Origin of the sequence: Achromobacter sp. HZ01, from assembly GCF_003267925.1 — a bacterium.
GTDB classification, from domain to species: domain Bacteria; phylum Pseudomonadota; class Gammaproteobacteria; order Burkholderiales; family Burkholderiaceae_B; genus Achromobacter; species Achromobacter pulmonis_A.
Map to the genome: position 1 here is coordinate 321,098 of NZ_LWKV01000004.1, position 22,555 is coordinate 343,652.

The 22,555-nt window shown below is 68.9% G+C and carries 22 protein-coding genes; 7 read left to right on the plus strand and 15 right to left on the minus strand.

Annotated features, from left to right (window positions below):
* Positions 1–40 precede the first annotated feature (40 nt).
* Entirely contained in the window at positions 41–1,618 is a 1,578-nt protein-coding gene (locus A6B37_RS21085) for a peptidoglycan DD-metalloendopeptidase family protein (RefSeq protein ID WP_102775304.1), read from the minus strand.
* Positions 1,619–1,643: 25 nt separating this feature from the next.
* Entirely contained in the window at positions 1,644–2,396 is a 753-nt protein-coding gene (gene gpmA / locus A6B37_RS21090; RefSeq protein WP_102775303.1) for a 2,3-diphosphoglycerate-dependent phosphoglycerate mutase, read from the minus strand.
* Positions 2,397–2,565: 169 nt separating this feature from the next.
* Here gpmA and A6B37_RS21095 point away from each other — a divergent pair, with 169 nt between their 5' ends.
* Genes A6B37_RS21095 through A6B37_RS21115 form a run of 5 tightly spaced genes read left to right on the plus strand, consistent with a single transcriptional unit; the run spans position 2,566 to position 5,989 of the window.
* Positions 2,566–2,988, plus strand: coding sequence for a rhodanese-like domain-containing protein (locus A6B37_RS21095; protein ID WP_168202277.1), 423 nt, complete (start codon positions 2,566–2,568; stop codon positions 2,986–2,988).
* A gap of 56 nt (positions 2,989–3,044) precedes the next feature.
* On the plus strand, positions 3,045–3,302 hold the full coding sequence (gene grxC / locus A6B37_RS21100) for a glutaredoxin 3 (protein WP_102775302.1): 258 nt from the start codon (positions 3,045–3,047) through the stop codon (positions 3,300–3,302).
* A gap of 40 nt (positions 3,303–3,342) precedes the next feature.
* A complete protein-coding gene (gene secB / locus A6B37_RS21105; protein ID WP_102775301.1) occupies positions 3,343–3,882 on the plus strand; it encodes a protein-export chaperone SecB in 540 nt (179 codons plus the stop codon).
* 12 nt (positions 3,883–3,894) lie between these two features.
* Positions 3,895–4,956, plus strand: coding sequence for an NAD(P)H-dependent glycerol-3-phosphate dehydrogenase (locus tag A6B37_RS21110; protein ID WP_111826833.1), 1,062 nt, complete (start codon positions 3,895–3,897; stop codon positions 4,954–4,956).
* Positions 4,957–4,996: 40 nt separating this feature from the next.
* Positions 4,997–5,989 carry a tripartite tricarboxylate transporter substrate binding protein gene (locus A6B37_RS21115; RefSeq protein ID WP_111826834.1) on the plus strand — a complete coding sequence of 331 codons (993 nt, stop codon included), beginning with the start codon at positions 4,997–4,999 and terminating at the stop codon, positions 5,987–5,989.
* 206 nt (positions 5,990–6,195) lie between these two features.
* Here A6B37_RS21115 and A6B37_RS21120 read toward each other — a convergent pair whose 3' ends face one another.
* Positions 6,196–6,666: a tRNA (cytidine(34)-2'-O)-methyltransferase gene (locus A6B37_RS21120; protein WP_111826835.1), complete on the minus strand. Its 471-nt coding sequence runs from the start codon at positions 6,664–6,666 to the stop codon at positions 6,196–6,198.
* Between the two features lie 60 nt (positions 6,667–6,726).
* On the minus strand, positions 6,727–7,422 hold the full coding sequence (locus A6B37_RS21125; protein WP_111826836.1) for a ComF family protein: 696 nt from the start codon (positions 7,420–7,422) through the stop codon (positions 6,727–6,729).
* Between the two features lie 105 nt (positions 7,423–7,527).
* Between A6B37_RS21125 and A6B37_RS21130 the strand changes: the two genes are divergently transcribed.
* Positions 7,528–8,463, plus strand: coding sequence for a methyltransferase domain-containing protein (locus A6B37_RS21130; RefSeq protein ID WP_102775296.1), 936 nt, complete (start codon positions 7,528–7,530; stop codon positions 8,461–8,463).
* Positions 8,464–8,482: 19 nt separating this feature from the next.
* Here the strand turns inward: A6B37_RS21130 and A6B37_RS21135 are convergent, their stop codons facing one another.
* The 7 genes from A6B37_RS21135 to rsmB all read right to left on the minus strand — a co-directional run bounded on the left by A6B37_RS21135 (position 8,483) and on the right by rsmB (position 17,885).
* Entirely contained in the window at positions 8,483–9,727 is a 1,245-nt protein-coding gene (locus A6B37_RS21135; RefSeq protein WP_102775295.1) for a YbdK family carboxylate-amine ligase, read from the minus strand.
* A 325-nt stretch (positions 9,728–10,052) separates the two neighbouring features.
* Positions 10,053–11,522, minus strand: a complete 1,470-nt coding sequence (locus A6B37_RS21140) for a potassium transporter TrkG (RefSeq protein WP_102775294.1) — start codon at positions 11,520–11,522, stop codon at positions 10,053–10,055.
* Between the two features lie 3 nt (positions 11,523–11,525).
* Complete coding sequence (gene trkA / locus A6B37_RS21145; protein ID WP_102775293.1) at positions 11,526–12,905, minus strand: Trk system potassium transporter TrkA; 1,380 nt, start codon at positions 12,903–12,905, stop codon at positions 11,526–11,528.
* Positions 12,902–13,597: a response regulator gene (locus tag A6B37_RS21150; protein WP_102775292.1), complete on the minus strand. Its 696-nt coding sequence runs from the start codon at positions 13,595–13,597 to the stop codon at positions 12,902–12,904. The genes trkA and A6B37_RS21150 overlap by 4 nt, the downstream gene beginning before the upstream one ends.
* 11 nt (positions 13,598–13,608) lie before the next feature.
* On the minus strand, positions 13,609–15,921 hold the full coding sequence (locus tag A6B37_RS21155) for an ATP-binding protein (protein ID WP_111826837.1): 2,313 nt from the start codon (positions 15,919–15,921) through the stop codon (positions 13,609–13,611).
* Positions 15,918–16,508, minus strand: a complete 591-nt coding sequence (locus tag A6B37_RS21160) for a DUF4390 domain-containing protein (RefSeq protein ID WP_102775290.1) — start codon at positions 16,506–16,508, stop codon at positions 15,918–15,920. Before A6B37_RS21160 ends, A6B37_RS21155 begins: the two co-directional genes overlap by 4 nt.
* A 39-nt stretch (positions 16,509–16,547) precedes the next feature.
* A complete protein-coding gene (rsmB, locus tag A6B37_RS21165; protein WP_111826838.1) occupies positions 16,548–17,885 on the minus strand; it encodes a 16S rRNA (cytosine(967)-C(5))-methyltransferase RsmB in 1,338 nt (445 codons plus the stop codon).
* 93 nt (positions 17,886–17,978) lie between these two features.
* On the opposite strand from rsmB, the gene A6B37_RS21170 reads away from it, so the two are divergent.
* The gene (locus tag A6B37_RS21170; RefSeq protein ID WP_111826839.1) at positions 17,979–18,611 is read left to right on the plus strand and encodes a LysE family translocator; all 633 of its coding nucleotides are present in this window, start codon (positions 17,979–17,981) and stop codon (positions 18,609–18,611) included.
* 47 nt (positions 18,612–18,658) lie between these two features.
* Here A6B37_RS21170 and A6B37_RS21175 read toward each other — a convergent pair whose 3' ends face one another.
* Genes A6B37_RS21175 through A6B37_RS21190 form a run of 4 tightly spaced genes read right to left on the minus strand, consistent with a single transcriptional unit; the run spans position 18,659 to position 22,546 of the window.
* Positions 18,659–19,468: an SDR family oxidoreductase gene (locus A6B37_RS21175; RefSeq protein ID WP_102775287.1), complete on the minus strand. Its 810-nt coding sequence runs from the start codon at positions 19,466–19,468 to the stop codon at positions 18,659–18,661.
* Between the two features lie 28 nt (positions 19,469–19,496).
* The gene (locus A6B37_RS21180; protein WP_102775286.1) at positions 19,497–20,582 is read right to left on the minus strand and encodes a CoA transferase; all 1,086 of its coding nucleotides are present in this window, start codon (positions 20,580–20,582) and stop codon (positions 19,497–19,499) included.
* Positions 20,575–21,909 carry an AMP-binding protein gene (locus A6B37_RS21185; RefSeq protein ID WP_102775285.1) on the minus strand — a complete coding sequence of 445 codons (1,335 nt, stop codon included), beginning with the start codon at positions 21,907–21,909 and terminating at the stop codon, positions 20,575–20,577. The genes A6B37_RS21180 and A6B37_RS21185 overlap by 8 nt, the downstream gene beginning before the upstream one ends.
* The gene (locus A6B37_RS21190; protein WP_102775284.1) at positions 21,863–22,546 is read right to left on the minus strand and encodes a TetR/AcrR family transcriptional regulator; all 684 of its coding nucleotides are present in this window, start codon (positions 22,544–22,546) and stop codon (positions 21,863–21,865) included. The genes A6B37_RS21185 and A6B37_RS21190 overlap by 47 nt, the downstream gene beginning before the upstream one ends.
* Positions 22,547–22,555: the final 9 nt, after the last annotated feature.

Consider the following 22,555-nt stretch of genomic DNA (forward strand, 5'->3'; position numbering starts at 1 on the left):
CGACACATAATTGCCAACGACACGCATTTGCCGACGGCGCTTACTGCGCCAGCCACTGGGCTGGATCGACAGGCGCGCCGCGATGGCGAATTTCAAAGTATAGGCCGGATTCCACTTGGCCGCCGGTTGCGCCGACCGTGGCGATCGTGTCGCCACCCGTCACCGAATCTCCCACCCGCTTGAGCAGGCTTTGGTTGTAAGCATAGACGGTCAGGTACTGCTGCCCATGATCCACAATGATGAGGTTGCCGAAACCGCGCAGCCAATCGGCGTAGACCACGGTGCCGGGCGCCACCACCTTGACCGGCGTGCCCTCGGGCGCGCGCAGCACCACGCCGCGCCAGACGCCGCCGTCGGGGCGGTCGACCCCGAAGCGGCCCTGCACCTGCCCGCGCACCGGCATGGCCAGGCCGCGGCGCAGGCCGTTGCCGCCGCCCAGCGGCGCGGCGCGCGCCGTCTGCTGCGCGGACTCGCTGCGGGTTGGAGCGGGTTTCTCGGGCGCGGGTTCCGCTTTCTGCGGCGCCGGCTCGGGTTTTTCCACGGGCGGCGCCGGCGGCACGATCACGCGGGATTCGCGCTGTTCGGCCGGACGCAGGCCGGCGGCGTCCGGATCGGCCAGGGCCACCGGGCCGCGGTTCTGGCGCGAGGCCGCCTCGACCTGCTCGCGGGCCTGGGCCGCTTCACGGGCGTCGCGGGCGTCGCGTTCGCGCCGCGCCTTGTCGGCGGCGGCCAGGCGGTCCGCCTCGGCTTTCTTGCGGGCCTGTTCGGCCTCGGCCTGCTTGCGGGCGGCTTCGGCGGCCGCGCGGCGCGCTTCCTCGGCCCGGCGGGCCTCTTCGGCCTTTCTGCGGGCTTCTTCGGCCTTGCGCGCCTCTTCGATCTGGCGGGCGATGGCCGCGTCCAGGTCGGTAATCAGGCGCGACAGGCGCTGGTCGTCGCGGCCCAGCTTGTTGGCCTCGGCGCGCTGGGCGGCGATCTGGCCTTCCAGCTGCGCCAGCAGCGTGGCGCGCTCTTTCTGCTGCGCGACCAGCGCGGTTTTCTGTTCGGAGGTCTCGGCCACGACCTTTTCGATCTCGGCGCGCCGGGCGTCGGCGCGCCCCTGCAGCGCGGCCAGGCGGTCGATGTCGGCCCTCAGGGCCTGCACCGCGGCGGCGCGGGCGCGCGAGACGTAATCCAGGTAGCCCAGGTTGCGTCCCAGCACCTGGGGATCGTCGCCGGACAGCAGCGCGGTCCAGGGCGACAGGCCGCTGGTGTACTGCGTGCGCAGCTGCTCGGCCAGTTCGGTGCGGCGCTTGGCCAGCACGGCCTGCTGGGCGTCGATCTGCTGTTCCAGGCCGGCCAGGTCGGACTGGGCCTGGCGGTTGGCCTCGGCCAGTTCGCGCAGGCGCAGGTTGATCCGGGAAATGGCCGACTCGGACTGCTTGAGCGCGTCGGCCGCTTCCTTGCGGGCGGCCTCGCGGTCGTCGATTTCCTTCTGCAGGTTTTCGATGCGGTCGCGCAGGGCGGCCTGCTGCCTTTCGGCATCGGACTGACGGCCGGCAAGGTCGTCGGTTGCGGCGCCGGCCGGCAACGCCCCTCCGGCCAGCATGACCGCCAACAACAACCCCGCCGCGCGACACATGGAAATATCAGTCCTTCTGTGGATATCAGCCCTTCTTGGCCTTGCCCTGGGCGGCCACGGCCGCCATGGCAGCCTCGATCTCGGCCGCATCGCCCAGATAATAGTGGCGGATGGGCTTCAGGTCATCATCCAATTCATACACCAGCGGCTGCCCGGTGGGGATGTTGAGGTTGACGATGTCGTCGTCCGACACATTGTCCAGATGCTTGATCAGGGCGCGCAGGCTGTTGCCGTGGGCGGCGATGAGCACCTTGCGGCCGGCGCGGATGGCCGGGGCGATGGATTCGTTCCAGAACGGCAGCACACGGGCCACGGTGTCCTTCAGGCACTCGGTGGCCGGCAGCTGGTCGGCCGGGATGCGCGCGTAGCGGCTGTCGAAGCGCGGGTGGCGTTCGTCGTCCAGCGACAGCGGTTCCGGGGCGATGGCGTAGGCGCGGCGCCAGATCAGCACTTGCTCGTCGCCGTACTTGGCCGCGGTTTCGGACTTGTTCAGGCCCTGCAGCGCGCCGTAGTGGCGTTCGTTCAGGCGCCAGTTCACGCCCACGGGGGTGTACATGGCGTCCATGGCGTCCAGGGCGATCCACAGGGTGCGGATGGCGCGCTTGAGCACCGAGGTGTAGGCCAGGTCGAAGGTGTAGCCCTCTTTCTTGAGGAGCTCGCCGGCCTTGCGGGCCTGCTCGCGGCCGGTATCGGTCAGGTCCACGTCGGTCCAGCCGGTGAAGCGGTTTTCCAGGTTCCACTGGCTTTCGCCGTGGCGCATCAGGACAAGTTTATGCATGGTTAGGCGCGCGTTTATCGCGGGTTAAAGTTAGGAAATGGTCTGGGAATGCGCTCATTTTATAATTGAGTGATTTTGCCCTTGATTTGGCCCTGGCGCACCCCGATTTCGGTCCGGCTCGCCCAGGGTTCGCCAATACCAGGCTAGCCGCCGCTCTTCAGGATGCCCCGTGGACCTTCTGCAATTCTTGCTCGATAAAAACAACATCTTCATTGTCGCCGTCGCCGTGGTTTCCGGCGTGATGCTGGTCATTCCGGCCCTGCGCCGCGGCCGCGCCGGCTCGGCCGTCAGCACGGGCGAAGCCATCCAGATGGTCAACCAGCGCCAGGCCGTGTGGGTCGACGTGCGCCCCGCCGAGCAGTTCCAGGCCGGCCACATCGCCCAGGCACGAAACGTGCCGGCCGCCGAGCTGGAGCAGAAGGCAGCCTCTCTACCCAAGAACAAGCCTCTGGTGGTAGTTTGCGACAACGGCCGGGATTCGGCCCGCGCCGCCGCCAAGCTGCGCGCGCAGGGCTACACCGACGTGGTGCCGCTGGAAGGCGGCATGCGCGCCTGGGCCGCCGCCAGCCTGCCCGTCACCCGCAAGGGTTGAATCCCAGGGCTGCGCCCCCATCTGCCCATACTTGTATCCACAGCACAGGAGCGCCCATGAAAAAAGTCGTCATGTACAGCAAGGACTATTGCCCGTTTTGCGCGCGCGCCAAGTCGCTGCTGGAACAACGTGGCGTGACCGACCTGGAACTGATCCAGATCGACCGTGACCCGGCCCAGCGCGACGTCATGATCCAGCGCACCGGCCGGCGCACCGTGCCGCAGATTTTCATCGGCGATACCCATGTCGGCGGTTGCGACGACCTGATGGCGCTGGACCGCGCAGGCGGCCTGGCTCCCCTGCTGGCCGGCTGAACCCGCTCCCTTTTTGCCCCTCCCACCAACGGAAACACTCATGGCTGATCAAGACCAAAACACCCAGCAAGAAGGCAGCAACGACGCGCCCTCGTTCAATCTGCAGCGCGTCTACCTGAAAGACCTTTCGCTGGAAATGCCGAACGCGCCTCACGTCTTCCTGGAGCAAGAAGCGCCCCAGGTCGAAGTGAGCATCACCGTGGGCGGGCAGCGCCTGGCCGAGACCGTGTTCGAGACCACGGTCACCGTGACCGTCACCACCCGCGTCAACGAAAAGGTCGTGTACCTGGTCGAAGGCACGCAGGCCGGCATCTTCGAGGCCGCCAACATCCCCGAAGAGCAGCTCGACCCGCTGCTGGGCATCGTCTGCCCGACCATGCTGTACCCGTACCTGCGCGCCAACATCGCCGACGCGATCACCCGCACCTCGATGCCGCCGCTGCACCTGACCGAAGTCAACTTCCAGGCCCTGTACGAGCAGCGCCTGGCCGAACTGCAGCAACAGCAGAACGCGGCCAACGGCAATGGCAACGGCGGCGACTCGGGCATCATCCTGCCCCCCGGCGCGACCCGCCAGTAAGCAAGCCGCCCCATGAAGCCCACCCCGCGCCTGCGCGTCGCCGTCCTGGGTGCGGGAAGCTGGGGCACCGCGCTGGCGGCGGCCGCCAGCCGCCGCCACCCCACCGTGCTCTGGGCGCGCGACGCCGCCCAGGCGGCCGACATGGCCGCCACGCATGAAAATGCGCGCTACCTGCCTGGCGTTCCCCTGCCCCAGGCCCTGACTATTTCCTCCGATCTCGACGCCACCCTGCGCAGCCTGCAGGACGACGGCGCGCAAGCCCTCATCGTGCTGGGCGTGCCCGTGGCCGGGCTGACCGCGCTGTGCGGCGAGCTGTCGCGCCGGCTGCCCGCGCTGGGATTGCAGGACACCCCCATCGTCTGGACGTGCAAGGGCTTCGAAGCCGACACGGCCAGGCTGCCCCACGAAATCATGCGCGAGGCCCTGCCCGGCGCCGTCGGCGGCGCCCTGTCCGGCCCCTCGTTCGCGCGCGAAGTCGCGCAGGGCCTGCCCGTGGCGCTCACCGTCGCCAGCGACAGCCCGGCGCTGCGCGCGGCCACCATCGCCGCCTTCCACGGCGCGGCGCTGCGCGTCTACGCCAGCACCGACCTGGTCGGCGTGGAAGTGGGCGGCGCGCTGAAGAACGTCATCGCCGTGGCCTGCGGCATCTGCGACGGCCTGGCCCTGGGCACCAATGCGCGCGCCGCGCTGATCACCCGCGGCCTGGCCGAGATGACCCGCTTCGGCGTCGCGCTGGGCGCGCAGGCCGAGACCTTCGCCGGCCTGACCGGCCTGGGCGACCTGGTGCTGACCGCCACCGGCGAACTCTCGCGCAACCGCCGCGTCGGCCTGGAAATCGGCGCCGGCCGCAAGCTGCCCGACATCCTGGCCAGCGGCATCACCGCCGAAGGCGTGCGCTGCGCGCGCGCGGCCCTGGAGCGGGCGCGCGCCATCCAGGTCGAACTTCCGATCACCGAGGCCGTCTGCGCCGTGCTGTTCGACGGCGTGGCCCCCATGACGGCGGTCTCCGCCCTGCTCGCCCGCGACGCCCGCTACGAAAGCGGCGCGGGCCTGCCGGACGAAACGCCCAGCTGACCCACGACCCGACATCCCATACACCGAGGAGACACGCTACATGACGCAAACCCGCAAGTTCCGGGTCGGCCAGCTGCTACGCGGCCTGTGCCTGAGCCTGGCCGCCATCCTGCCGGCCGCCGCCCACGCCGACTGGCCCGACCGCCCCATCCATATGGTCGTGCCGTTCCCGCCCGGGTCCTCGCCCGACCTGCTGGCGCGCACGATTTCGGAGCCGCTGTCCCAGGCCCTGGGCCAGCCCATCGTGATCGACAACAAGCCGGGCGCCGGCGGCAACATCGGCACCCGCGTGGTGGCCCAGTCCAAGCCCGACGGCTACACGCTGCTCTACACGATCAACGGCCCGCTGGTCACTGCGCCCACGCTCTACAAGAAAACCCTGGGCTACGACCCGCTGCGCGACCTGGCGCCGGTGTCCCTGGTGGGCACCAGCCCCAACGTGCTGGTCGTGCCCGCCGGCCTGCAGGTCGACAACGTCAAGGACTTCGTCGCGCTGGTCAAGCAGCGCGGCAATTCGCTGAACTACGGCTCCGTGGGTCCAGGCAGTTCGGCCCACCTGGCGATGGAGATGTTCAAGGAAAGCGCCGGCGTCGACCTGGCGCACATCCCCTATTCGGGCTTTCCGCAGGTCATCACCGCCATCATCGGCGGCGACGTGCAGGCCGGCTTCATGGTGCCCGCCATCGCCGTGCCCCAGGCGCGCGACGGCAAGGTCAAGCTGCTGGCCGTGACCAGCCTGCAGCCCAGCGACGCGCTGCCGGGCGTGCCGACCATGGCGTCCCAGGGCTATCCGGATTTCGAGGCGATTTCGTGGAACGCCGTGCTGGTCCCGGCCGGCACGCCCACCCCGATCATCGAACGGCTCAACAGCGAACTGGCCCGCATCATCGACAGCGAAGCCGTGCGCAAGCAGCTGGCGCTGCAGTACTTCACGCCGGCGCCGTCCACCCCCGAAGCCCTGACCGCGCGGATCAAGAATGAAAAGGCGCGGTGGGACCAGGTCATCGAAAAGCTGAAGCTGTCGCTGGATTGAGCGGATGGCGGGGACGCGCGGATCGTAGGATGGGTGCAGCGCGCGGCTTTCTGGGCAAGGATCTGGTTGTCCAGCGCGCGTAACCCATCGGCCGGCGAGAGCCGGCTTTGTCTCTTGCCACGAAAAACGGCGGCTGGCGCCGCCTGATGGGTTACGCGCGTTCGATATTTGAGTTCTTGCTTGAGGGCTCTCGCGCTGCACCCAGCCTACACCCCCCCTTCATACCCCTGCTGGCGCCAGGCCTCGAACACCGTGACGGCCACGGCGTTGGACAGGTTGAGGCTGCGCTGGCCGGCGCGCATGGGCAGGCGCAGGCGCTGCTGGGGCGGGAACAGCGCCTGGTGCGCTTCCGAAAGGCCGGCGGTTTCGCGGCCGAACACGAACACATCGCCCGGCTTGAAGCCGACGTCGGCCACGCTGCGCTGCGCATGCGTGGTCAGCGCGTAGATGCTGGGCGGGGCGGCGCCGGTGTCGGCCAGGGCCTCTTCCAGGCTGTCGTGCACCCGGACCGGCTGCCATTCGTGGTAATCCAGCCCCGCGCGGCGCATGCGGGCGTCATCCAGTTCGAAGCCCAGCGGGCGCACCAGGTGCAGCTGCGCGCCGGTATTGGCGCACAGGCGGATGGCGTTGCCGGTATTGGGCGGGATCTCGGGGCAGACCAGGATGACGTGAAACATGGCGGATGAAGCGGATGGCCGGGATGCCGGCATTGTCGCCGATTTGCCGGCCCCCCGACGCTACGGCGTGCGCGCCGCCACCAGCAGCGTCACCTCGGCCGCGCCGGCGGCCAGCAGCGCGGCGGCCGCGGCGTCGGCCGTGCTGCCCGTGGTCATGACGTCGTCCACCACGGCCACGTGCCGGCCTTGCACGCCGCCTGCGCAGGCGAACACGCCCACCGCGCCGCGACGCCGGGCCTGGCGACTCCTGCCGGTCTGGCGCGGCGTTTCGCGCCGCCGCAGCAATACGCCGTGCGCCAGGGGCAGGTCCAGTTCCGCGGCCAGCCCGCGGGCGATCTCGGCGGCGGGATTCATGCCGCGCCGCAGGAGCGAGGCCCGTCCCGCTGGCACCGGCAATAGCAGGGCGCCGGCAGGCAGGCGGCCGTCGCGCGCGACGGCGGCGGCGATCAGCCGCGCCAGCACCGGCGCCATGCTGAGCCGGAGCTGGACCTTGAGCATCCGGACCAGGGCGTCGGCGGGCGGCTCGTAGTCGAAGGCCGCCACGGTGCGCGCGAAGGCCCGGGGCGTGCCCAGGCAGGCGGCGCAGCAGGGCGCGCCAGGCCGTAGCCGCAGCGCGCAACGCGGGCAGCGCGGCGGCGCGTCCGGCGCCACGTAGAGGATGTCGGCCTCGCAGCCAGCGCAAAGTCTGGCCCCGGCCACCCGCGCGCCGCACAGCGGGCAGTCGCAGCCGATCCGGAACAGCAGGCGCCGCCCCATGCCGCGTAGGGACAATCGGGGCCCGCGGCCAGGATGCGTAATAATGGATGCCATTCCTCATGAAACCATGATCCGCCGCGCCCGCAGGGCGCAGGCGCGACCGAAATGTCCCTGCCCGAACCCGCAACGCTACCCACCCTGCCCATCGTCAGCGCCGACGTGCCCAGGCAGTTCGCCCGCCGCGGCGATCTTGCCGAGGCCCAGTTCCTGTACGGCGAAATCGCCCGCCGCATGCTCGGCCGCCTGCAATACATCCGCCTGCAGCCGCAGGCCATGCTGGACGCGGGCTGCGGCGCCGGCGACAACCTGCCCCTGCTGCGCGAACGCTATCCCGAGGCCGCCTACACCGGGCTGGACAATTGCGGCCCGCTGCTGGACGAGGCCCGCAGGCGCCACGCGCCGGCCGGCCTGTCGGCCTGGATCGGCAAGCTGGCGCGCCGCGGCCCGCCCGCCCCGGCCTTCGTGCAGGCCGACCTGGCGGCCACGGGGCTGGCGCCCGAATCGCTGGAGCTGGTGTGGTCCAACCTGGCCATGCACTGGCACCGCGCGCCGCACGCCGTGCTGGCGGAATGGCGGCGCATCCTGAAGGTGGGCGGGCTGGCCATGTTTTCCTGTCTGGGGCCGGCCACGCTGCGGGAGCTGCGCCAGGCGCTGGACGACGCCGGGCTGCGCACGGCCACGCCGTCCTTCGTGGACATGCACGATTTCGGCGATCTGCTGGTGGAAAACGGCTTTGCCGACCCGGTGATGGACCAGGAGATCCTGACCCTGACCTACCGCAGTCCCGAAAAGCTGCTGCAGGACGTGCGCGCGCTGGGCGGCAACCCCGCCGAAGGCCGGCGCGGCGGGCTGGTGGGCCGGGACTGGCGCGACCGGCTGTGCGCCGCGCTGGAGGCGCAACGGCGCCCGGACGGCGTGATCGCGCTAAGCATCGAAGTGGCCTATGGCCACGCCTGGCGCGCCGCCGCGCACCGCACGACGGCGGGCGAGACCCGCCTGTCGGTCAGCGCAATCGGCGGGCGCCAGCGCGGCAACCCCTGAAGCGGGGTTGCGCGGCAGGCTAGTGCAGACGGTCCGGCATGGGCACGCTGACCCCGGGCTCGGAGGCCGGCAGGGCCTGCATGGGCTCGGACGTGGCCCGGATACGGCGGCGCAGCACCGCGGTGGGCTCGGCCGGCGCCTGGGCGCCGGCGGCCACGCCGCGCCAGGCGTTGGACATGGCTTCGACCAGCAGCGGCAGGTCGCGCAGGCGGTGGAACTGGCTGCGCAGCCAGCGCGAATCGTTGCCGCTGCGCATGGACTCGTCGCGCAACGTGGCGATCATGTCGCCCGTGCCCAGCTCTTCGGCCACCGGCATCAGGCGCTGGAACAGCACCCGCAGATGGTCCATCAGGCGCAGGCGCTGGCCGTCCGGCGTGACGTAGCTGCCCTGCAGGCCGAAACGGCAGGCCTGGAAGTGGTTGCTGCGGTAGGACAGCCAGGCGTTGTCGCTGGGATCGTCCTCGCGCATCAGCAGCACCGCCAGGGCCTGGGCGAAGGCAGCGATCTGGCAGGCGCGCTCGACCGTCAGCGGGGTATCGCAGACGCGGATCTCGACCGTGCCGAACTCCGGCTTGGGGCGGATGTCCCAGTACAGGTCCTTGATGCTCTCGGCCAGGCCGTAGGCGCGCAGCTGCGCCAGATGGGCCTCGAACTGATACCAGTCCTTGACCTCGGGCGGCATATGGCCGGCCAGCGGGAAGCTGTTGACCGCGTTCAGGCGCGAGCAGGCGAACAGCGTGTCCACGCCCTCGCAGTACGGCGACGAGGCCGACAGCGCGATGAAGTGCGGCACGTAGGGCGACAGGCGGCGCAGCAGCTTGATGGAGTCGTCGCCGTTTCGGACGCCCAGGTGGATGTGCTGGCCGAAGACAGTAAATTGACGCGCCAGGTAACCATACATTTCGGCCAGGTACTGGAAGCGCGGCGTGTCGGAAATGGAGCGCTCCTGCCAGCGCATGAAGGGATGGGCGCCGCCGCCCGCAACGGACACACCGACGGCGTCGGCCGCCTCGACAAGCGCATCGCGCATCTCGCGCATCTCGGCCAGCAGGCCCATCGGGTGCTCGTGCACCGACGAATTCAATTCGATCATCGAGCGCGTGATTTCCGGTTTGACGCGGTCGGCGATGGGGTGGTTGGCCATCTGGGCCAGCAGCTCGTCAGAGGCTGCGGTAAGGTCAAAACTGCGGGGGTCGATCAGTTGCAGCTCGAGCTCGATGCCCAGGGTGTTGGGGGCCGACGAAATGAACGGAATCTGTTCCATCTCGGACTCCTTTGAATGTTTGATGAGGGAGTGCGCCGTTCGACCTTGAAGCCCGGCAACTTCCCGGGGGGCACTAGACGGCAGCTTGTGCTTGCATGATAGCCGCTACTTTGTGGCAAAACGAAGGAAAATCGTGACATTTATGTGCAACATCAGGAAACCTTCGGTTTTTCCCTGCGAGAGAAAGTGAGCGAGCGCTTACCGCATAGAAATGGCGCGGGTTTCCGGCCTGCGGTGCTCGCCAGGCCAGTCAGGACGGGGCTTCGGAGGATGAGAGGGATAACCCTACATAGGGTTATCCCCAATAAATTTGAGGCCTGCCGGGCTACTTGCGCCAGAAGATCGGCGTGAACAGCACCAGCACGGTCAGCAGCTCGAGGCGGCCGATCAGCATGGCGAAGGTGCAGACCCAGATCTGGAAGTCGGACAGCACCGCGAAATTGCCCATGGGGCCGACCGGGCCCAGGCCGGGACCGGTGTTGTTGATGCTGGCGAACACGGCCGAGAACGCCGTGATCGGGTCCAGGCCCGACAGCAGCAGGAGGCTGGTGAACACGGCGATGGACAGGCCGTAGAACAGCATGAAGGCCAGCACCGAGGACATGGTGCGGGCTTCGACCGCCCTGCCGTTGATCCGCACCGGGCTGACCGCGTGCGGGTGCAGCATGGTCACCAGTTCGTTGCGGGCCTGCTTGACCAGCAGGATGGCGCGGATGATCTTGATGCCGCCCCCGGTGGACCCGGCCGAGGTGGCCACGCCCGACAGCAGCAGCATCGTCAGCGGCGCGAACAGCGGCCACTGCGCGAAATCGGTGTTGGCGTAGCCGGTCGTGGTGGCCATGGAGATGGTGTTGAACATCCCGTAGCGCAGCGCCTGCAACGGATCGGCATAGACGCCTTTCCAGAAAATGAAAACGGATATGACCAGCCCCGTCCCCAGCACCAGGACCAGGTACGGAATCGCCTGGGGGCAGATCACGTAGGCCCGCAGGCTGCGCTGGCGCAAGGCGTTGAAATGGGTGGCGAAGTTGATGCCGGCGATCAGCATGAACACCATCGCCACCATTTCCACGGCCACCGAATCGAAATGGGCGAAGCCGTCGTCCCAGGTGGAGAAGCCGCCCAGCCCCATGGTCGTGGCCATGTGGCACCAGGCCTCGAACCACGACAGGCCGACCGCGCGGTAGGCCAGGAAGCACAGGATGGAGAAGGCGAAATACACGGCGTACAGCGCCTTGGCCGTGCTGGCGATACGCGGCGTCAGCCGTTCGTCCTTCATCGGCCCCGGCGTTTCGGCCCGCACCACCTGGTGGCCGCCCACGCCGAGCAGCGGCAGAATGGCCACGGCCAGCACCAGGATGCCCATGCCGCCCACCCAGATCAGGGTGGCGCGCCACAGGTTGATGGAGGCCGGCAGCGCATCCAGGTTGGACAGGACCGTGGCGCCGGTGGTGGTCAGGCCCGACATGGCCTCGAAATAGGCGCCGGTGAACGACAGCGGCAGCCCCGCGCCATGAAAGTAGAGCAGCAGCGGAATGGCCGCCAGCAGCGGCAGGCCGGCCCATACCGCCGACACCAGCACGAAGCCGTCGCGCGCGCGCAGTTCGCAGCGGGCGCGGCGGGTCAGCACCGCCAGGCCGCCGCCGATGCCCACCGAGATCAGGAATCCGTCCAGGAAAGCGTCGCGCGCCGCGTCGCCGCCCACATAGGCCACGCCCAGCGGGATCAGCATGGTGAGCGCGAACATCACCATCGTCAGGCCCAGGATGTAGAGGGTCGCCAGGACGCGCTTCATGGATCAGAAGAACGACGCCGAGACTTGGAACAGCTTTTCGACGCGCGGCATCTGCCGGCGCGAGGGCACGAAGACGATGACGTGGTCGTCCGATTCGATTTCGGTATCCGCATCGGGCAGGATGATCTCGTCGCCGCGCACCAGCGCGCCGATGCTGGCGCCCTTGGGCAGGCTGATCTGGCCCACCTTGCGCCCGACCACCTTGGAATTGGAGCGGTCGCCGTGGGCGATGGCTTCCAGCGCCTCGGCCACGCCCTGGCGCAGGCGGTGCACCGCGGCCACGTCGCCGCGGCGCACGTGGCGCAGCAGCTCGCTCATGGTGGCCTGGGACGGCGATACCGCGATGTCGATATGGCTGCCCTGCATCAGTTCGCCATAGGCCTGGCGGTTGATCAGCGCGATCACCTTGCGCGCGCCCAGGCGCTTGGCCAGCAGCGAGGACATGATGTTGTCCTCGTCGTCGCTGGTGAGCGCCAGCCAGGTGTCCATGTCCTCGATGCTTTCGCGTTCCAGCAGGGCCTCGTCGGTGCCGCTGCCGTGCAGGACCAGCACGCTGTCGGGCAGCTGCGTGGCCAGGTACTCGCAGCGCTTGAGGTCGCGCTCGATGATGCGCACGCTGTATTGCTCCTCGGCCAGCTCGCGCGCCAGGCGCAGGCCGATATTGCCGCCGCCGGCGATCATCACCCGGCGCACGTCGCGCTCGGCTTCGCGCAGCTGGCGCACCGCCCGGCGCGCGTCGCGCGAGTCCACCACCAGCACCACTTCGTCGCCCGGGGCGATGACGGTGCCGCTGCCGGCGCGCAGCGGCCGTCCGCCGCGCAGCACATCGATGACGCGGGCCTTCACGTCGGGCCAGACGTCGCGCAGCCGATCCACCGGCGAATGCGCCATCGGGCTGCCATGCCCGACCCGCACCGTCACGACGCTGACGCGGCCTTCGGCGAATTCCACCACCTGCAGGGCTTCGGGGAACTCGATCAGGCTGTGCAGGTAGGTGGTGACGCTGCGCTCGGGACTGATGAGCGCGTCGATACAGAAGCCCTCTTCGCTCATGAGCTCGGGATGCTCGGCGAACTCCACCGAGCGGATCCGGGCGATGCGGCGGGGGATGTTGAACAGCTGGCGCGCGATCTTGCAGGCCACCATATTGGCCGTGTCGGAGGCCGCACAGGCGATCAGCAGGTCGGTGTCGGCGGCGCCGGCGGCTTCCAGCACCGACACCTGCGAGCCGTCGCCATGGACCACGCGCAGGTCGAAGTGTTCTTGCAGGTACTGAAGCTGGGCGGGATCGGAATCGACGACCGTGATGTCGTTCTCTTCGGACACCAGGTTCTCGGCCACGCTGGTTCCCACGCGGCCAGCGCCCATGATCAGGATCTTCATGTGCTCCGCTTGCGGGCGGACTCGATGCCCAATTGCTTGAGCTTGCGGTAGAGGTGGGTGCGCTCCAGGCCGGTGCGCTCCGACACCCGGGTCATGCTGTGGCTTTCGCGGACCAGGTGGTATTCGAAGTAGATGCGCTCGAATTCGTCGCGCGCCTCGCGCAGCGGCTGGTCCAGCGAGATGCTGCCCAGCTGGCCGTTGGAGGTGGCCGGGATCTCGTTGGCCGGCGCGGCGGCGGCCAGGGCGGGGGGATCGAGTTCGTCTTCGAGCGCCACGGCGGGGCTGGCGGCCGCCGGATGCGCGGCCACGGGCGCCGGATGCGGCGCGCGTCCGCGCGCCAGGCCGGCGGCCACGGTTTTCAGCAGGCGCTGCAGCGTGATGGGTTTTTCGAGGAAATCCATGGCGCCGATGCGCGTGGCCTCGACCGCCGTGTCGATGGTGGCATGGCCGCTCATCATGATGACTGGCATGTCCAGCAGGCCTTGCGAGCCCCATTCCTTGAGCAGGCTGACGCCGTCGGTGTCGGGCATCCAGATGTCCAGCAGCACCAGGTCGGGACGCATGCGCAGCCTTGCCGCGCGCGCCTGCGCGGCGTTTTCAGCCAGCTCGACCGTGTGTCCTTCGTCGTAAAGGATCTCCGACAAAAGCTCGCGAATACCGACTTCGTCGTCAACCACCAGAATTCTGGCCATAAAGCATCCACCTATTGCGTAGCCGCATTATCCTTTTCTTGCGCGGTCGCGTCCATAGTATCGGCCTCGGAAGCCAGCCGGGTCAACAATATGGAGATCCGCGCGCCCCCGTCCTTGCGGTTGGCAAGGTCGATGCGCCCGCCGTGTTCTTCCACGATCTTGCGCACGATGGCCAATCCTAACCCAGTCCCGTGGGACTTGGTGGTGACGTACGGCTCGAACGCGCGCTGCATCACCTGGGGCGGGAAGCCCGGCCCGGTGTCGGCCACGGTGAACCGGAGCGCCTTCTGGTCGGCCCGATCGGGCTGTTCGCTGCGCATGAGCTGCGTGGTGACGCTGACCCGCCCCTGCCCGCCCTGCTCGGCGATGGCGTCGCGGGCGTTGGACAGCAGATTGTGGATCACCTGGCGCAGCTGGGTCGGATCGCCCTCGATGGCCGGCAGGTCGGCCCCCAGCGTCACGTCCAGGTTCAGCGCCTTTTCGCCATGCCGCGGCGAGCCGCCGTCGGGCTCCCAGCCGTACAGCGACAGCACATCGGCCACCAGCGCGTTGAAATCGATCCGCTGCATCACGGCCGGCGGCGTGCGGGCGTATTCGCGGAAGTCGTCCACCATCTGCTTGAGCGAGGCCACCTGGTTGACGATGGTGTTGGTGGAGCGCTCGACGATCTGGGCCTCGGCCGGGGGCAGCTTGCCTTCGAGTTTCATGGCCAGGCGCTCGGCCGACAGCTGGATCGGGGTCAGCGGGTTCTTGATCTCGTGCGCCAGCCGCCGCGCCACCTCGCCCCAGGCCACCGTGCGGTTGGCCGATATCACTTCGGTGATGTCGTCGAACACCACCAGGTAGCCGTTGCCGCGCCCGTCCACCTTCAGGTGGGTGCCGCGCGCCAGCAGGGTCAGGGGCTGCGGCGCGGCCGACGCGCCCTGCACCGGGCTGATCTCGAACTGCTGCTGCCAATGCTGGCGCTCGGAGCCCACCGCCGCATGCGCGGAAAACGCCTGGCGCACGATGTTGGCGAATTCCAGCATGCCGTCGGCCGTCTCCAGCGGGCGGCCGATGACCGAGCGCAGGTCGGCGCCCAGGATGGTCTGGGCGCCCTGGTTGACGGTGGTGACCCGGAACGATTCGTCGAACACCAGCACCCCGGAGGACAGGTTCGACAGCACGCTTTCCAGGTAGACGTTGGAGCGTTCGAGCTGCTGGCGGTTGCTCTCGACCATGCGGCGCGCCTCGTCGAGCTGGCGCGTCATGGCGTTGAAGGAACGGGTCAGCTGGCCCACTTCGTCGCGCTCCGGCGGCTCGGGCAGCGGACGGTAGTCGCCCACCCCCACCGCCTGCGTGCCGCCGGCCAGGCTGAGCAGCGGGCGCACCAGTCGCTTGGACAGCGACAGCGCCACCGCGATGGCGCCAAACGCCGCCAGCAGCAGCGCCAGGGTCAGCGTGATGCCGTACAGCTTGCGCAGGCCCAGCCGCGACAGCGCCAGTTCCTGGTAGTCGCGAAAGCCCTGCTGCACCTGGTTGGCGTTGTGCGCGATCTGCTCCGGCACGGGCTGCAGCAGCTGCAGCCAGCGCGGTTCGGAAGCCGTGCCCAGCAGGTTGTCGTAGCGGTCCGGGCCGGTCAGCGGGATCACCACGCGCAGGTGCAGCCCGCCTTCGGCGCCGGGCGTCATGGGATCGTCGGCCTCGGCCGCGGAGTAGCCGCGCGCCAGCCGCAGCTGGTTCATGACGGTGGACGGCGGCATGGCCGGCAGCAGCTGGCCGTACTGGCTGGTGGAAAACGCCACCATGCGCCCGCTGCCGGTGAACACCATCGCTTCCTGCACGCCGTTGGCCTCGCGCAGCCGGGTCAGGGTCAGCGCCACCGCGCTGTCGCTGCTGCGGTTGAGCTCCATCGCCATGGAGCGGGCGCGCGCATCCAGGTCGGCCAGCAGCGAATCCAGCGCCGCCCGGCCCAGGTTCAGGCCCGCCTCCAGCGCGGTGTCCACGCGCACGTTGAACCAGGATTCGATGGAGCGCGACATGAACTGCACCGACACGGTGTAGATCAGGGCGCCGGGCACCACGCCGATCAGGGCGAACGCCAGGGCGAAGCGCGCCGTCAGCCGCGCGCCGAACTGGCGCCGGCGGATCTGCCGGGCCAGCCGCACGGTCAGCGCCACCACCCAGACGAAGAGCGCCAGCGCGAAAATCCCGTTCAGCACCAGCAGCGTGTCGTAATAGCGCGCGAAGCGCGAGGCATTGCCGGTAGACCAGGCCAGCAGACCCAGCAGGGCCAGGCCGCTCACCGCGCCGATCATCAGGGCCAGCCGAAGCAACAGCCTCATGAGGGGTTTTTCTCCTTGTCGCTCAGCACGAACGAGAAGTCGGTCCAGGGCGTGGTCTGCACCCAGGAACTGCTATTTAGCGCATTGACCTGGAAAGGCCGCGGCAGCATGGAGGTGTCCAGGCGCAGCCGCAGCTGGCCGCCGTAGAGCACGTCGGCGTCGAACTCGGCGGCGTCGGCCACCGGCCAGTTGCGCACGTGCCGGACCACGCTCATGGCCTCGTCCAGCGAGGCCACCGGGAACGACAGTTCGCCCACGCCGGCGCGCCACTGCCGGGTCAGCGCGTTATACACGATGCGCCAGGTCCGGGAGGTGTCCACCAGGGACTTGTCGAACCACCACCAGCGCTCGCGCGTGATGGTGAGATCGGCCGTGAAATACAGCGGCACGCCGCGCTGGGCGGCGTCGCGCAACTGGTCGTTCAGTCCGAATTCGATGTCCGCGTCGATCTCGAGCTTGCCGTCGCGCACCATCGGGCGCACCTGCGTGACCTTGGGTTCGGCCCCATGGGCCGCTCCGCCCGGCACGAGCGAAAGCAAGGCAGATGCCAGCAACAACCCAAGAAATACGCGCGAGATAATGGACATACGACACCGAGACTACGTCATGCCCCTATTCTTGGCGATTCAGGACTGCTTGGCAAACAAGGCATAGAAAAAACCGTCGCGCTGCGCCGCGGGTGTTGCATCGAGCGCAACTGGCAGCAGCTGGCCGGGCGCATCGAGCCGGATCGCCTCGGGATGGCGCTGCGCGAACTCCAGCGCCTGGCGCACGCCCTCCAGCGGGAACACCGAACACGTTACATAGAGCAACCGACCGCCGGGCGCCACGGTGCGCCACAGGGCGTCCAGGATCCTGGCCTGCAGCGCGGCCGTGCGGCGCACGTCGTTCTCGCGCCGCAGCCAGCGGATGTCGGGATGGCGGCGCACGATGCCCGAGGCCGTGCACGGCACGTCCGCCAGCACCGCCTCGAACGGCTTGCCGTCCCACCAGCTGTCCAGGTCGGCGGCGTCGGCCGCCTTCAGCCGAACGTGGCCGCCGGCCAGGCCGAGACGGTCCAGGTTCTGCTGCACGCGGGCCAGTCGCCCGGCGTCGGCGTCCAGCGCCAGAAGGTCGATGTCGGCCAGCTCCAGCAGGTGCGCGGTCTTGCCGCCCGGCGCCGAGCAGGCGTCCAGCACCCGCATGCCGTCGGCCGGCGCCAGCAGTTCGGCCGCCAGCTGCGCGCCGGCGTCCTGCACCGACCACCAGCCCTCGGCGAATCCGGGCAGCTGGGCCACGGGCCGCGGCGTGGACAGCGCCAGGCCGGACTGGCCCACCGGCTCGGCCTGCAGGCCCGCCGCCTCGAAGGCGGCCAGCACCTGCTCGCGGCTGGCCCGGCGGCGGTTCACGCGCAGGGTAAGCGGCGCCGGCACGTTGGCGCTGGCCAGGATCTCCTGCCATTGCTGCGGATAGGCCACGCGCAGCTGCTTCACCCACCAGCCCGGATGGTTCCATTCGGCCTCGGGGCTGTCGGCCACCGCGGCCTGGAGCGCGGCGCGTTCGCGCAGGAAGCGGCGCAGGCAGGCGTTGAGCATGCCCTTGTACGAGGCCAGCGCGCGCTTGCGCGCGGCGGCGGTCACCGCCTGGTCCACCACCGTATGGGGCGCGTAGACCGGCATGCCCGGCAAGGCCGCGGCCGCCTCGCCCTCTTCCTTTAGCAGGGTCAGGGACACCAGCAGCAGCGATTCGAACAGCACGCTGGGATAGCGCTGCACCAGTTCGCGCCCCACGGCGTCGGCCCAGCCCAGATAACGCATCGCATGGAACGACACCGCCTGCACGGCCGGGCGCAGCGACGATTCCACTTCGGCCAGCGCGTCCGTCAGCGAGCGGCCGTCCAGCACGCTCTCGACCACCTCCGCGCTGGAAAGCAGGACGGCGGAAAGCGGGGGGGCCAGATTGGGGGAGTCGGGACGCGTGGACATGATGCAGATTCAGAAGACAAGACCGCTATGGTAGCCGGACCTGGACGGATCGCCGCCGCGGCGGCAAACTGTTTCCAGTTCCGGAGCCCCGCCATGACCCTAGCCACCCTGCTGCTCTTCATCGTGGCCTCGGCCGCCATCATCGTCACCCCCGGCCCCACCGTGCTGCTCGCCATGAGCAACGGCTCGCGCCACGGCGTGCGCGCGGCCTGCTGGGGCATGGGCGGCGCGGTGCTGGCCGACCTGGTCCTGATCGGGACCGTGGCCTCGGGCCTGGGCGTGGTGCTGGCCGCCTCCGAGGTCGCGTTCCAGTTCATCAAATGGGCGGGCGCGGCCTACCTGGCCTGGCTGGGCTGGAAAATGCTGCGCACCGACGCCGCCCCCATCATGCCGTCCGCCCAGGCCGACGCCGCCCACCCCGGCGGCCTGGCCCTAGGCTTGCGCAGCTTCGCGGTGGCCCTGACCAACCCCAAGGCGCTGCTCTTCATGTCCGCCTTCCTGCCGCAATTCATCAATCCCGCCGCGCCCCTGTTCGCCCAATACGCCATCCTGGCCGGCGTCATGGCGCTCATGAACATCGCAGTGATGCTGGCCTACGCCGTCCTCGGCGCGCAGATGGTGCGCGCCCTGCGCGGCACCGGCCTGCGCTGGCTGAATCGCATCTGCGGCGGGCTGCTGATCGGGCTGGCGGGGACGCTGGCGCTGTATCGGCGCAGCGGTCCCTGAGGCCCCTCCGGGTCAAAATTAAGGGACAGATAAATCGCTTCCCCCGGCTATGCGGCCAGCATGTGCAAGCCGCTGCCCAGATGGGCGGCTCCGTCGATCTGCAATAGCTGGCCGGTCATCAGGTGGCCGGCCGGCGTGGCGAGAAAGGCAACCAGTTCGGCGACATCTTCGACGGGAGTGGCACGGCCCATCGGCGTGGCGGCGATCAGGCGGTCCAGCATGACCTGCGCGGCCTCGCCCGCCAGCCCTTCCGTGATCACCGCTCCCGGGCCGATGCAGTTCAGCGCGATATCGTCGGCGGCCCATTCCAGGGCCAGGGTGCGCGTCAGGCCCAGCACGCCGGCGCGCGCGGCGATCGAATGGGCGATACCCATGGAGCCGCGCTCCACGCCCGACAATGAAATATTGACGACCGCTCCCTTGCGCTTTCTGAGATACGGGTAGGCCGCCTTGGTGACGACGAAGACCGAGTTCAGGTTGGTGTCGATCACCGCATCCCAGCCCTTGCGGCTGATCTGCGTGGCCGGAGCGAAAAACTGGCCGCCGGCGTTGTTGACCAGCAGATCGATGCCCTGCCGCTCCCCCACCTCGGCGATCAGCGCCTCGATGGCCGCGGTGTCGCGGATGTTGGCGGTGGCGTAGCCGAAGCTGCCGGGCAGGCGCTCAGCCATCGCCGCCGTTTCGGCCAGCGGCTCTTCGCGCCGCCCGACGCCAAACACGTCCATGCCCAGTTCCAGCAAACGCAGGGCGATGCCGCGGCCGATGCCGGAGCCCGCGCCGGTCACCAGCGCGCTGCGGCCTGTCAACACCCCCGGCCGCATGACCTGGGTCGAATCCGTACAAGTGGAAGTATTCATCGTGCTCACCTGAAGGCAGGGGTTCAATTCAAGAGAGGGGCCGCAGCGCGCCGCCGATGGCAGGCGTGGGGCTGCGGGGGATGCGTTGGCCGTCGAACAGGGCGGGGAAAGCCGGCACGTGCTCGCCGCTGGCGAGCACGTGCGATACCGCACCCGGCCGCATTGCGCGGATGAGCGCCAGCGCTTCGGCGGGCGGCCGGACGTTGCCGGCCGGAATCTGCAGCTCGCGCATCTGCCTGAGCACCGCTTCGCGGGTCTGCGGCAGGGTCCAGGCCTCCACCTGAGCATCGAAATGCGCCGCCCGGCGTATGCGTTCCTTGATGGGGGCATCGTCGGCGCCGACCAGCGGGCGCAGACGCGCCCAATAACTGTCGAGTCCGCCCAGGATGTAGACGTGGCCGTCGGCGCAGCGGTAAATGCTGGACGGCGCGGAGGCGCGGTCGCGGTTGCCCATGGGCGGGTCCAGCGTCTCGCCTTCGCTCAGCGCCAGCGCCGCCGGCCCCAGCAGCATCGCCGAGGCCACCTCCATCATGGAAAGGTCTATCAGCCGTCCGCGGCCTTCCAGCACCGCCATCGCGCAAGCCAGTCCCGCGTACATGCCGCTGAACATATCCACCGGCCAGCCGGTGGACAGGCGCGGCGAACCGTCCTCGTCGCCGTTGAGCAGCGCGAACCCCGACTCGCACTGCGCAATGGTGTCCATGCAGATGCGGTCGTCGTGCTGGCCGTAGCCGGAGATGAGCACGACGGTCAGGCCCGGATGCCGGGCGCGCAGCGCCTCGCCCTGGAGACCGAGACGGGCCAGCGAGCCCGGAGCGAGATTGCAGATGAACGCATCGGCATGCGCCAGCAGCGCTTCCAGGGCCTGGCGCCCTTCGGGCGAGGCCAGGTCCAGCACCTCGCTGCGCTTTCCGGTGTTGAAGCTGCGCGCATAGAAGCTGCCGAAATCGTTGCCCGGCAAAGTCCGCACGCCATCGCCGCGCGGCGACTCGATCTTCAGCACGTCGGCGCCGAAGTCGGCGAGATACTGAGCCGCAGTGGGGCCGGCGATGAACTGCGAGAGTTCGACGATGCGCTTGCCCGCCAGCGGCCTGGGGGTCGCGGGCTCAGACATGGAGCACCCGCTTCGCCTTGTGGATCGTGCGCGGCAGCGTGCCGTTCTCGACCACTTCGACGTGGAAGCGCACCTTCAGGCGGTCGCGCAACAGCCGCGCCAGCTGCTCGCTCAAATCGGCGCCCGCGCCGGGTTCGCGTTCGACCCGCAGCTTCACGCCGGTGAGGAACCCGGTTTTAGGGTCTTTCACGCTGTCATCGATGATGATGACGTACTCGTTGCTGACGCCGGCGAAGCTGCGCACCACGTCTTCGATGGCGGACGGAAAGAGGTTCACGCCGCGCACGATCAGCATGTCGTCGGCGCGGCCCAGCACGCCTCCCGGCAGGCGGGCGTGGGTGCGCCCGTCCGGCGCGGGGCGGCTGTCGCGCACCACGATGTCGCCGGTCCACCAGCGCACCAGCGGACATGCCTGTTTGTCGAGGTGGGTGAGCACCAGCACGCCGCGTTCGCCGTCGGCCACCGGCTCGTGCGTGTCCGGGTGCAGGACCTCGACGTAGATGAAATCTTCGGCCAGCGTGGGACCGAGCTGCGCCGCGGTATCCCAGCCGATGGGCTGGCATTCCAGCGCGCCGTAGCAATCGAACATCTTTGCGCCCCAGAGGCGTTCGATGCGTTCCCGCGTGCCGGCGACGCTGGCGCCGGGCTCGCCGCCGACGCAGACCATGCGCACCCGCGCTTCGCGCAGGTCGCGGCCCATGGATTGGGCCGTTTCGGCCATATGGGCCATGAAAGACGGCGTGCCGATGACGCAGTCCGTGCCATATTCGAAGATGGTTTCCACCTGGCGCTGCGTGTCTCCCGATGAAGCCGGGATCACGAGCGCGCCGACCCGTTGCGCGGCCAGCGTCGCCCCCAGGCCGCCCACGAACCAGGCGTAATTGAACATGCATTGGAAGACATCGCCGCGCCGCAGGCCCTGGCCATAGAGATATCTTGCGTAGAGTTCGGCCCAGCGGTCCACGTCATGCTGGGTCCAGAGCACGGGCGCGGGCTGGGCCGTGGTTCCCGAGGAAAAGTGCACCCGGACGGCCTCGCCGGGCCGGACGGCGGCCAGCGTACCGAATGGCGGATCGGCGCGCAGGCCGTCGAGATAGTCGCGTTTGTGGGTGAAAGGCAGGCGCCTCAGGTCCGCCAGGGTCTTGAGGTCTTCGGGCACGAAGCCCATGTCCGCGAAGACCTTTCTGTAATGCGCGCTGCTGTCGGCCACGCGCCGCAATTGCCTGCGCAGGGCATCGAGCTGGAAACTTTCGATGCGGTCCCGCGACCAGGTTTCGACCTCATCCCAAATGGTATTGGAATAAGGGGGTTGCTCTTGCTGCTTCATCGTTGGAGTCCTTGAGTAGACCCCGCAGCGCATAGGCCGCGAGGGTGTGCGCGATATCGTCGATCGCCTCTTCGCTCTGCAGGCGCCGCTGGCTGTACCACACCGTGGCCCAGTTCAGCGCGCCGAAGAAAGGTTTACTCAACAGCCTGGCGGGAAGATCCACGAACGAACCGGCGCGGATGCCGTCGTCGATCACCTCGACGAACATCTGCTCGTAGTCATCGCGCATCTTCACCACGGACCGCAGCCGCTTGGCCGCCGCGGACGCCTCGAGCAGATGGCGCTCCAGCCCCTGGACCGCGACCTTCTGCATCGGAAGTTCCTTGAGCAGGATCTGGGTATGGCGCAGCGCCATGGCCGACAGCCGTTCGACCGCATCGCCGCCGCTGCGGGCGATGGGCTCGATCTGGTCGGTCAGGCGCGTCATCGCCGCCACCTGCACGTCAAAAAACAGGTCGGCCTTGCTCCGGTAATGGTGATAGATGCGGCCCTTGGTGGCGCCCAGGCGCTGGGCGACCGCATCGATGGAGGTGGCGGCGTAGCCGAACTCCATGAAGAGTTCAGCGGCCGCCTGCAGAATTTCCTCTCGCGACTCGCCGCCGCTCATCTCTGCCGGGTTCTGTTGTGCACTCACCATTACTACCTC

Bases quoted from the DNA above. Each gene is read 5' to 3' on its own strand.
- gpmA (WP_102775303.1), bottom strand. From the start codon at position 2,396: ATGCATAAACTTGTCCTGATGCGCCACGGCGAAAGCCAGTGGAACCTG.
- A6B37_RS21120 (WP_111826835.1), bottom strand. From the start codon at position 6,666: ATGTTTCACGTCATCCTGGTCTGCCCCGAGATCCCGCCCAATACCGGC.
- secB (WP_102775301.1), top strand. From the start codon at position 3,343: ATGGCTGATCAAGACCAAAACACCCAGCAAGAAGGCAGCAACGACGCG.
- A6B37_RS21180 (WP_102775286.1), bottom strand. From the start codon at position 20,582: ATGTCTGAGCCCGCGACCCCCAGGCCGCTGGCGGGCAAGCGCATCGTC.
- grxC (WP_102775302.1), top strand. From the start codon at position 3,045: ATGAAAAAAGTCGTCATGTACAGCAAGGACTATTGCCCGTTTTGCGCG.
- A6B37_RS21175 (WP_102775287.1), bottom strand. From the start codon at position 19,468: ATGAATACTTCCACTTGTACGGATTCGACCCAGGTCATGCGGCCGGGG.
- A6B37_RS21140 (WP_102775294.1), bottom strand. From the start codon at position 11,522: ATGAAGCGCGTCCTGGCGACCCTCTACATCCTGGGCCTGACGATGGTG.
- A6B37_RS21125 (WP_111826836.1), bottom strand. From the start codon at position 7,422: ATGGGGCGGCGCCTGCTGTTCCGGATCGGCTGCGACTGCCCGCTGTGC.
- A6B37_RS21085 (WP_102775304.1), bottom strand. From the start codon at position 1,618: ATGTGTCGCGCGGCGGGGTTGTTGTTGGCGGTCATGCTGGCCGGAGGG.
- A6B37_RS21170 (WP_111826839.1), top strand. From the start codon at position 17,979: ATGACCCTAGCCACCCTGCTGCTCTTCATCGTGGCCTCGGCCGCCATC.
- A6B37_RS21110 (WP_111826833.1), top strand. From the start codon at position 3,895: ATGAAGCCCACCCCGCGCCTGCGCGTCGCCGTCCTGGGTGCGGGAAGC.
- A6B37_RS21130 (WP_102775296.1), top strand. From the start codon at position 7,528: ATGTCCCTGCCCGAACCCGCAACGCTACCCACCCTGCCCATCGTCAGC.
- A6B37_RS21115 (WP_111826834.1), top strand. From the start codon at position 4,997: ATGACGCAAACCCGCAAGTTCCGGGTCGGCCAGCTGCTACGCGGCCTG.
- trkA (WP_102775293.1), bottom strand. From the start codon at position 12,905: ATGAAGATCCTGATCATGGGCGCTGGCCGCGTGGGAACCAGCGTGGCC.
- A6B37_RS21190 (WP_102775284.1), bottom strand. From the start codon at position 22,546: ATGGTGAGTGCACAACAGAACCCGGCAGAGATGAGCGGCGGCGAGTCG.
- A6B37_RS21185 (WP_102775285.1), bottom strand. From the start codon at position 21,909: ATGAAGCAGCAAGAGCAACCCCCTTATTCCAATACCATTTGGGATGAG.
- A6B37_RS21155 (WP_111826837.1), bottom strand. From the start codon at position 15,921: ATGAGGCTGTTGCTTCGGCTGGCCCTGATGATCGGCGCGGTGAGCGGC.
- A6B37_RS21160 (WP_102775290.1), bottom strand. From the start codon at position 16,508: ATGTCCATTATCTCGCGCGTATTTCTTGGGTTGTTGCTGGCATCTGCC.
- A6B37_RS21135 (WP_102775295.1), bottom strand. From the start codon at position 9,727: ATGGAACAGATTCCGTTCATTTCGTCGGCCCCCAACACCCTGGGCATC.
- A6B37_RS21150 (WP_102775292.1), bottom strand. From the start codon at position 13,597: ATGGCCAGAATTCTGGTGGTTGACGACGAAGTCGGTATTCGCGAGCTT.
- rsmB (WP_111826838.1), bottom strand. From the start codon at position 17,885: ATGTCCACGCGTCCCGACTCCCCCAATCTGGCCCCCCCGCTTTCCGCC.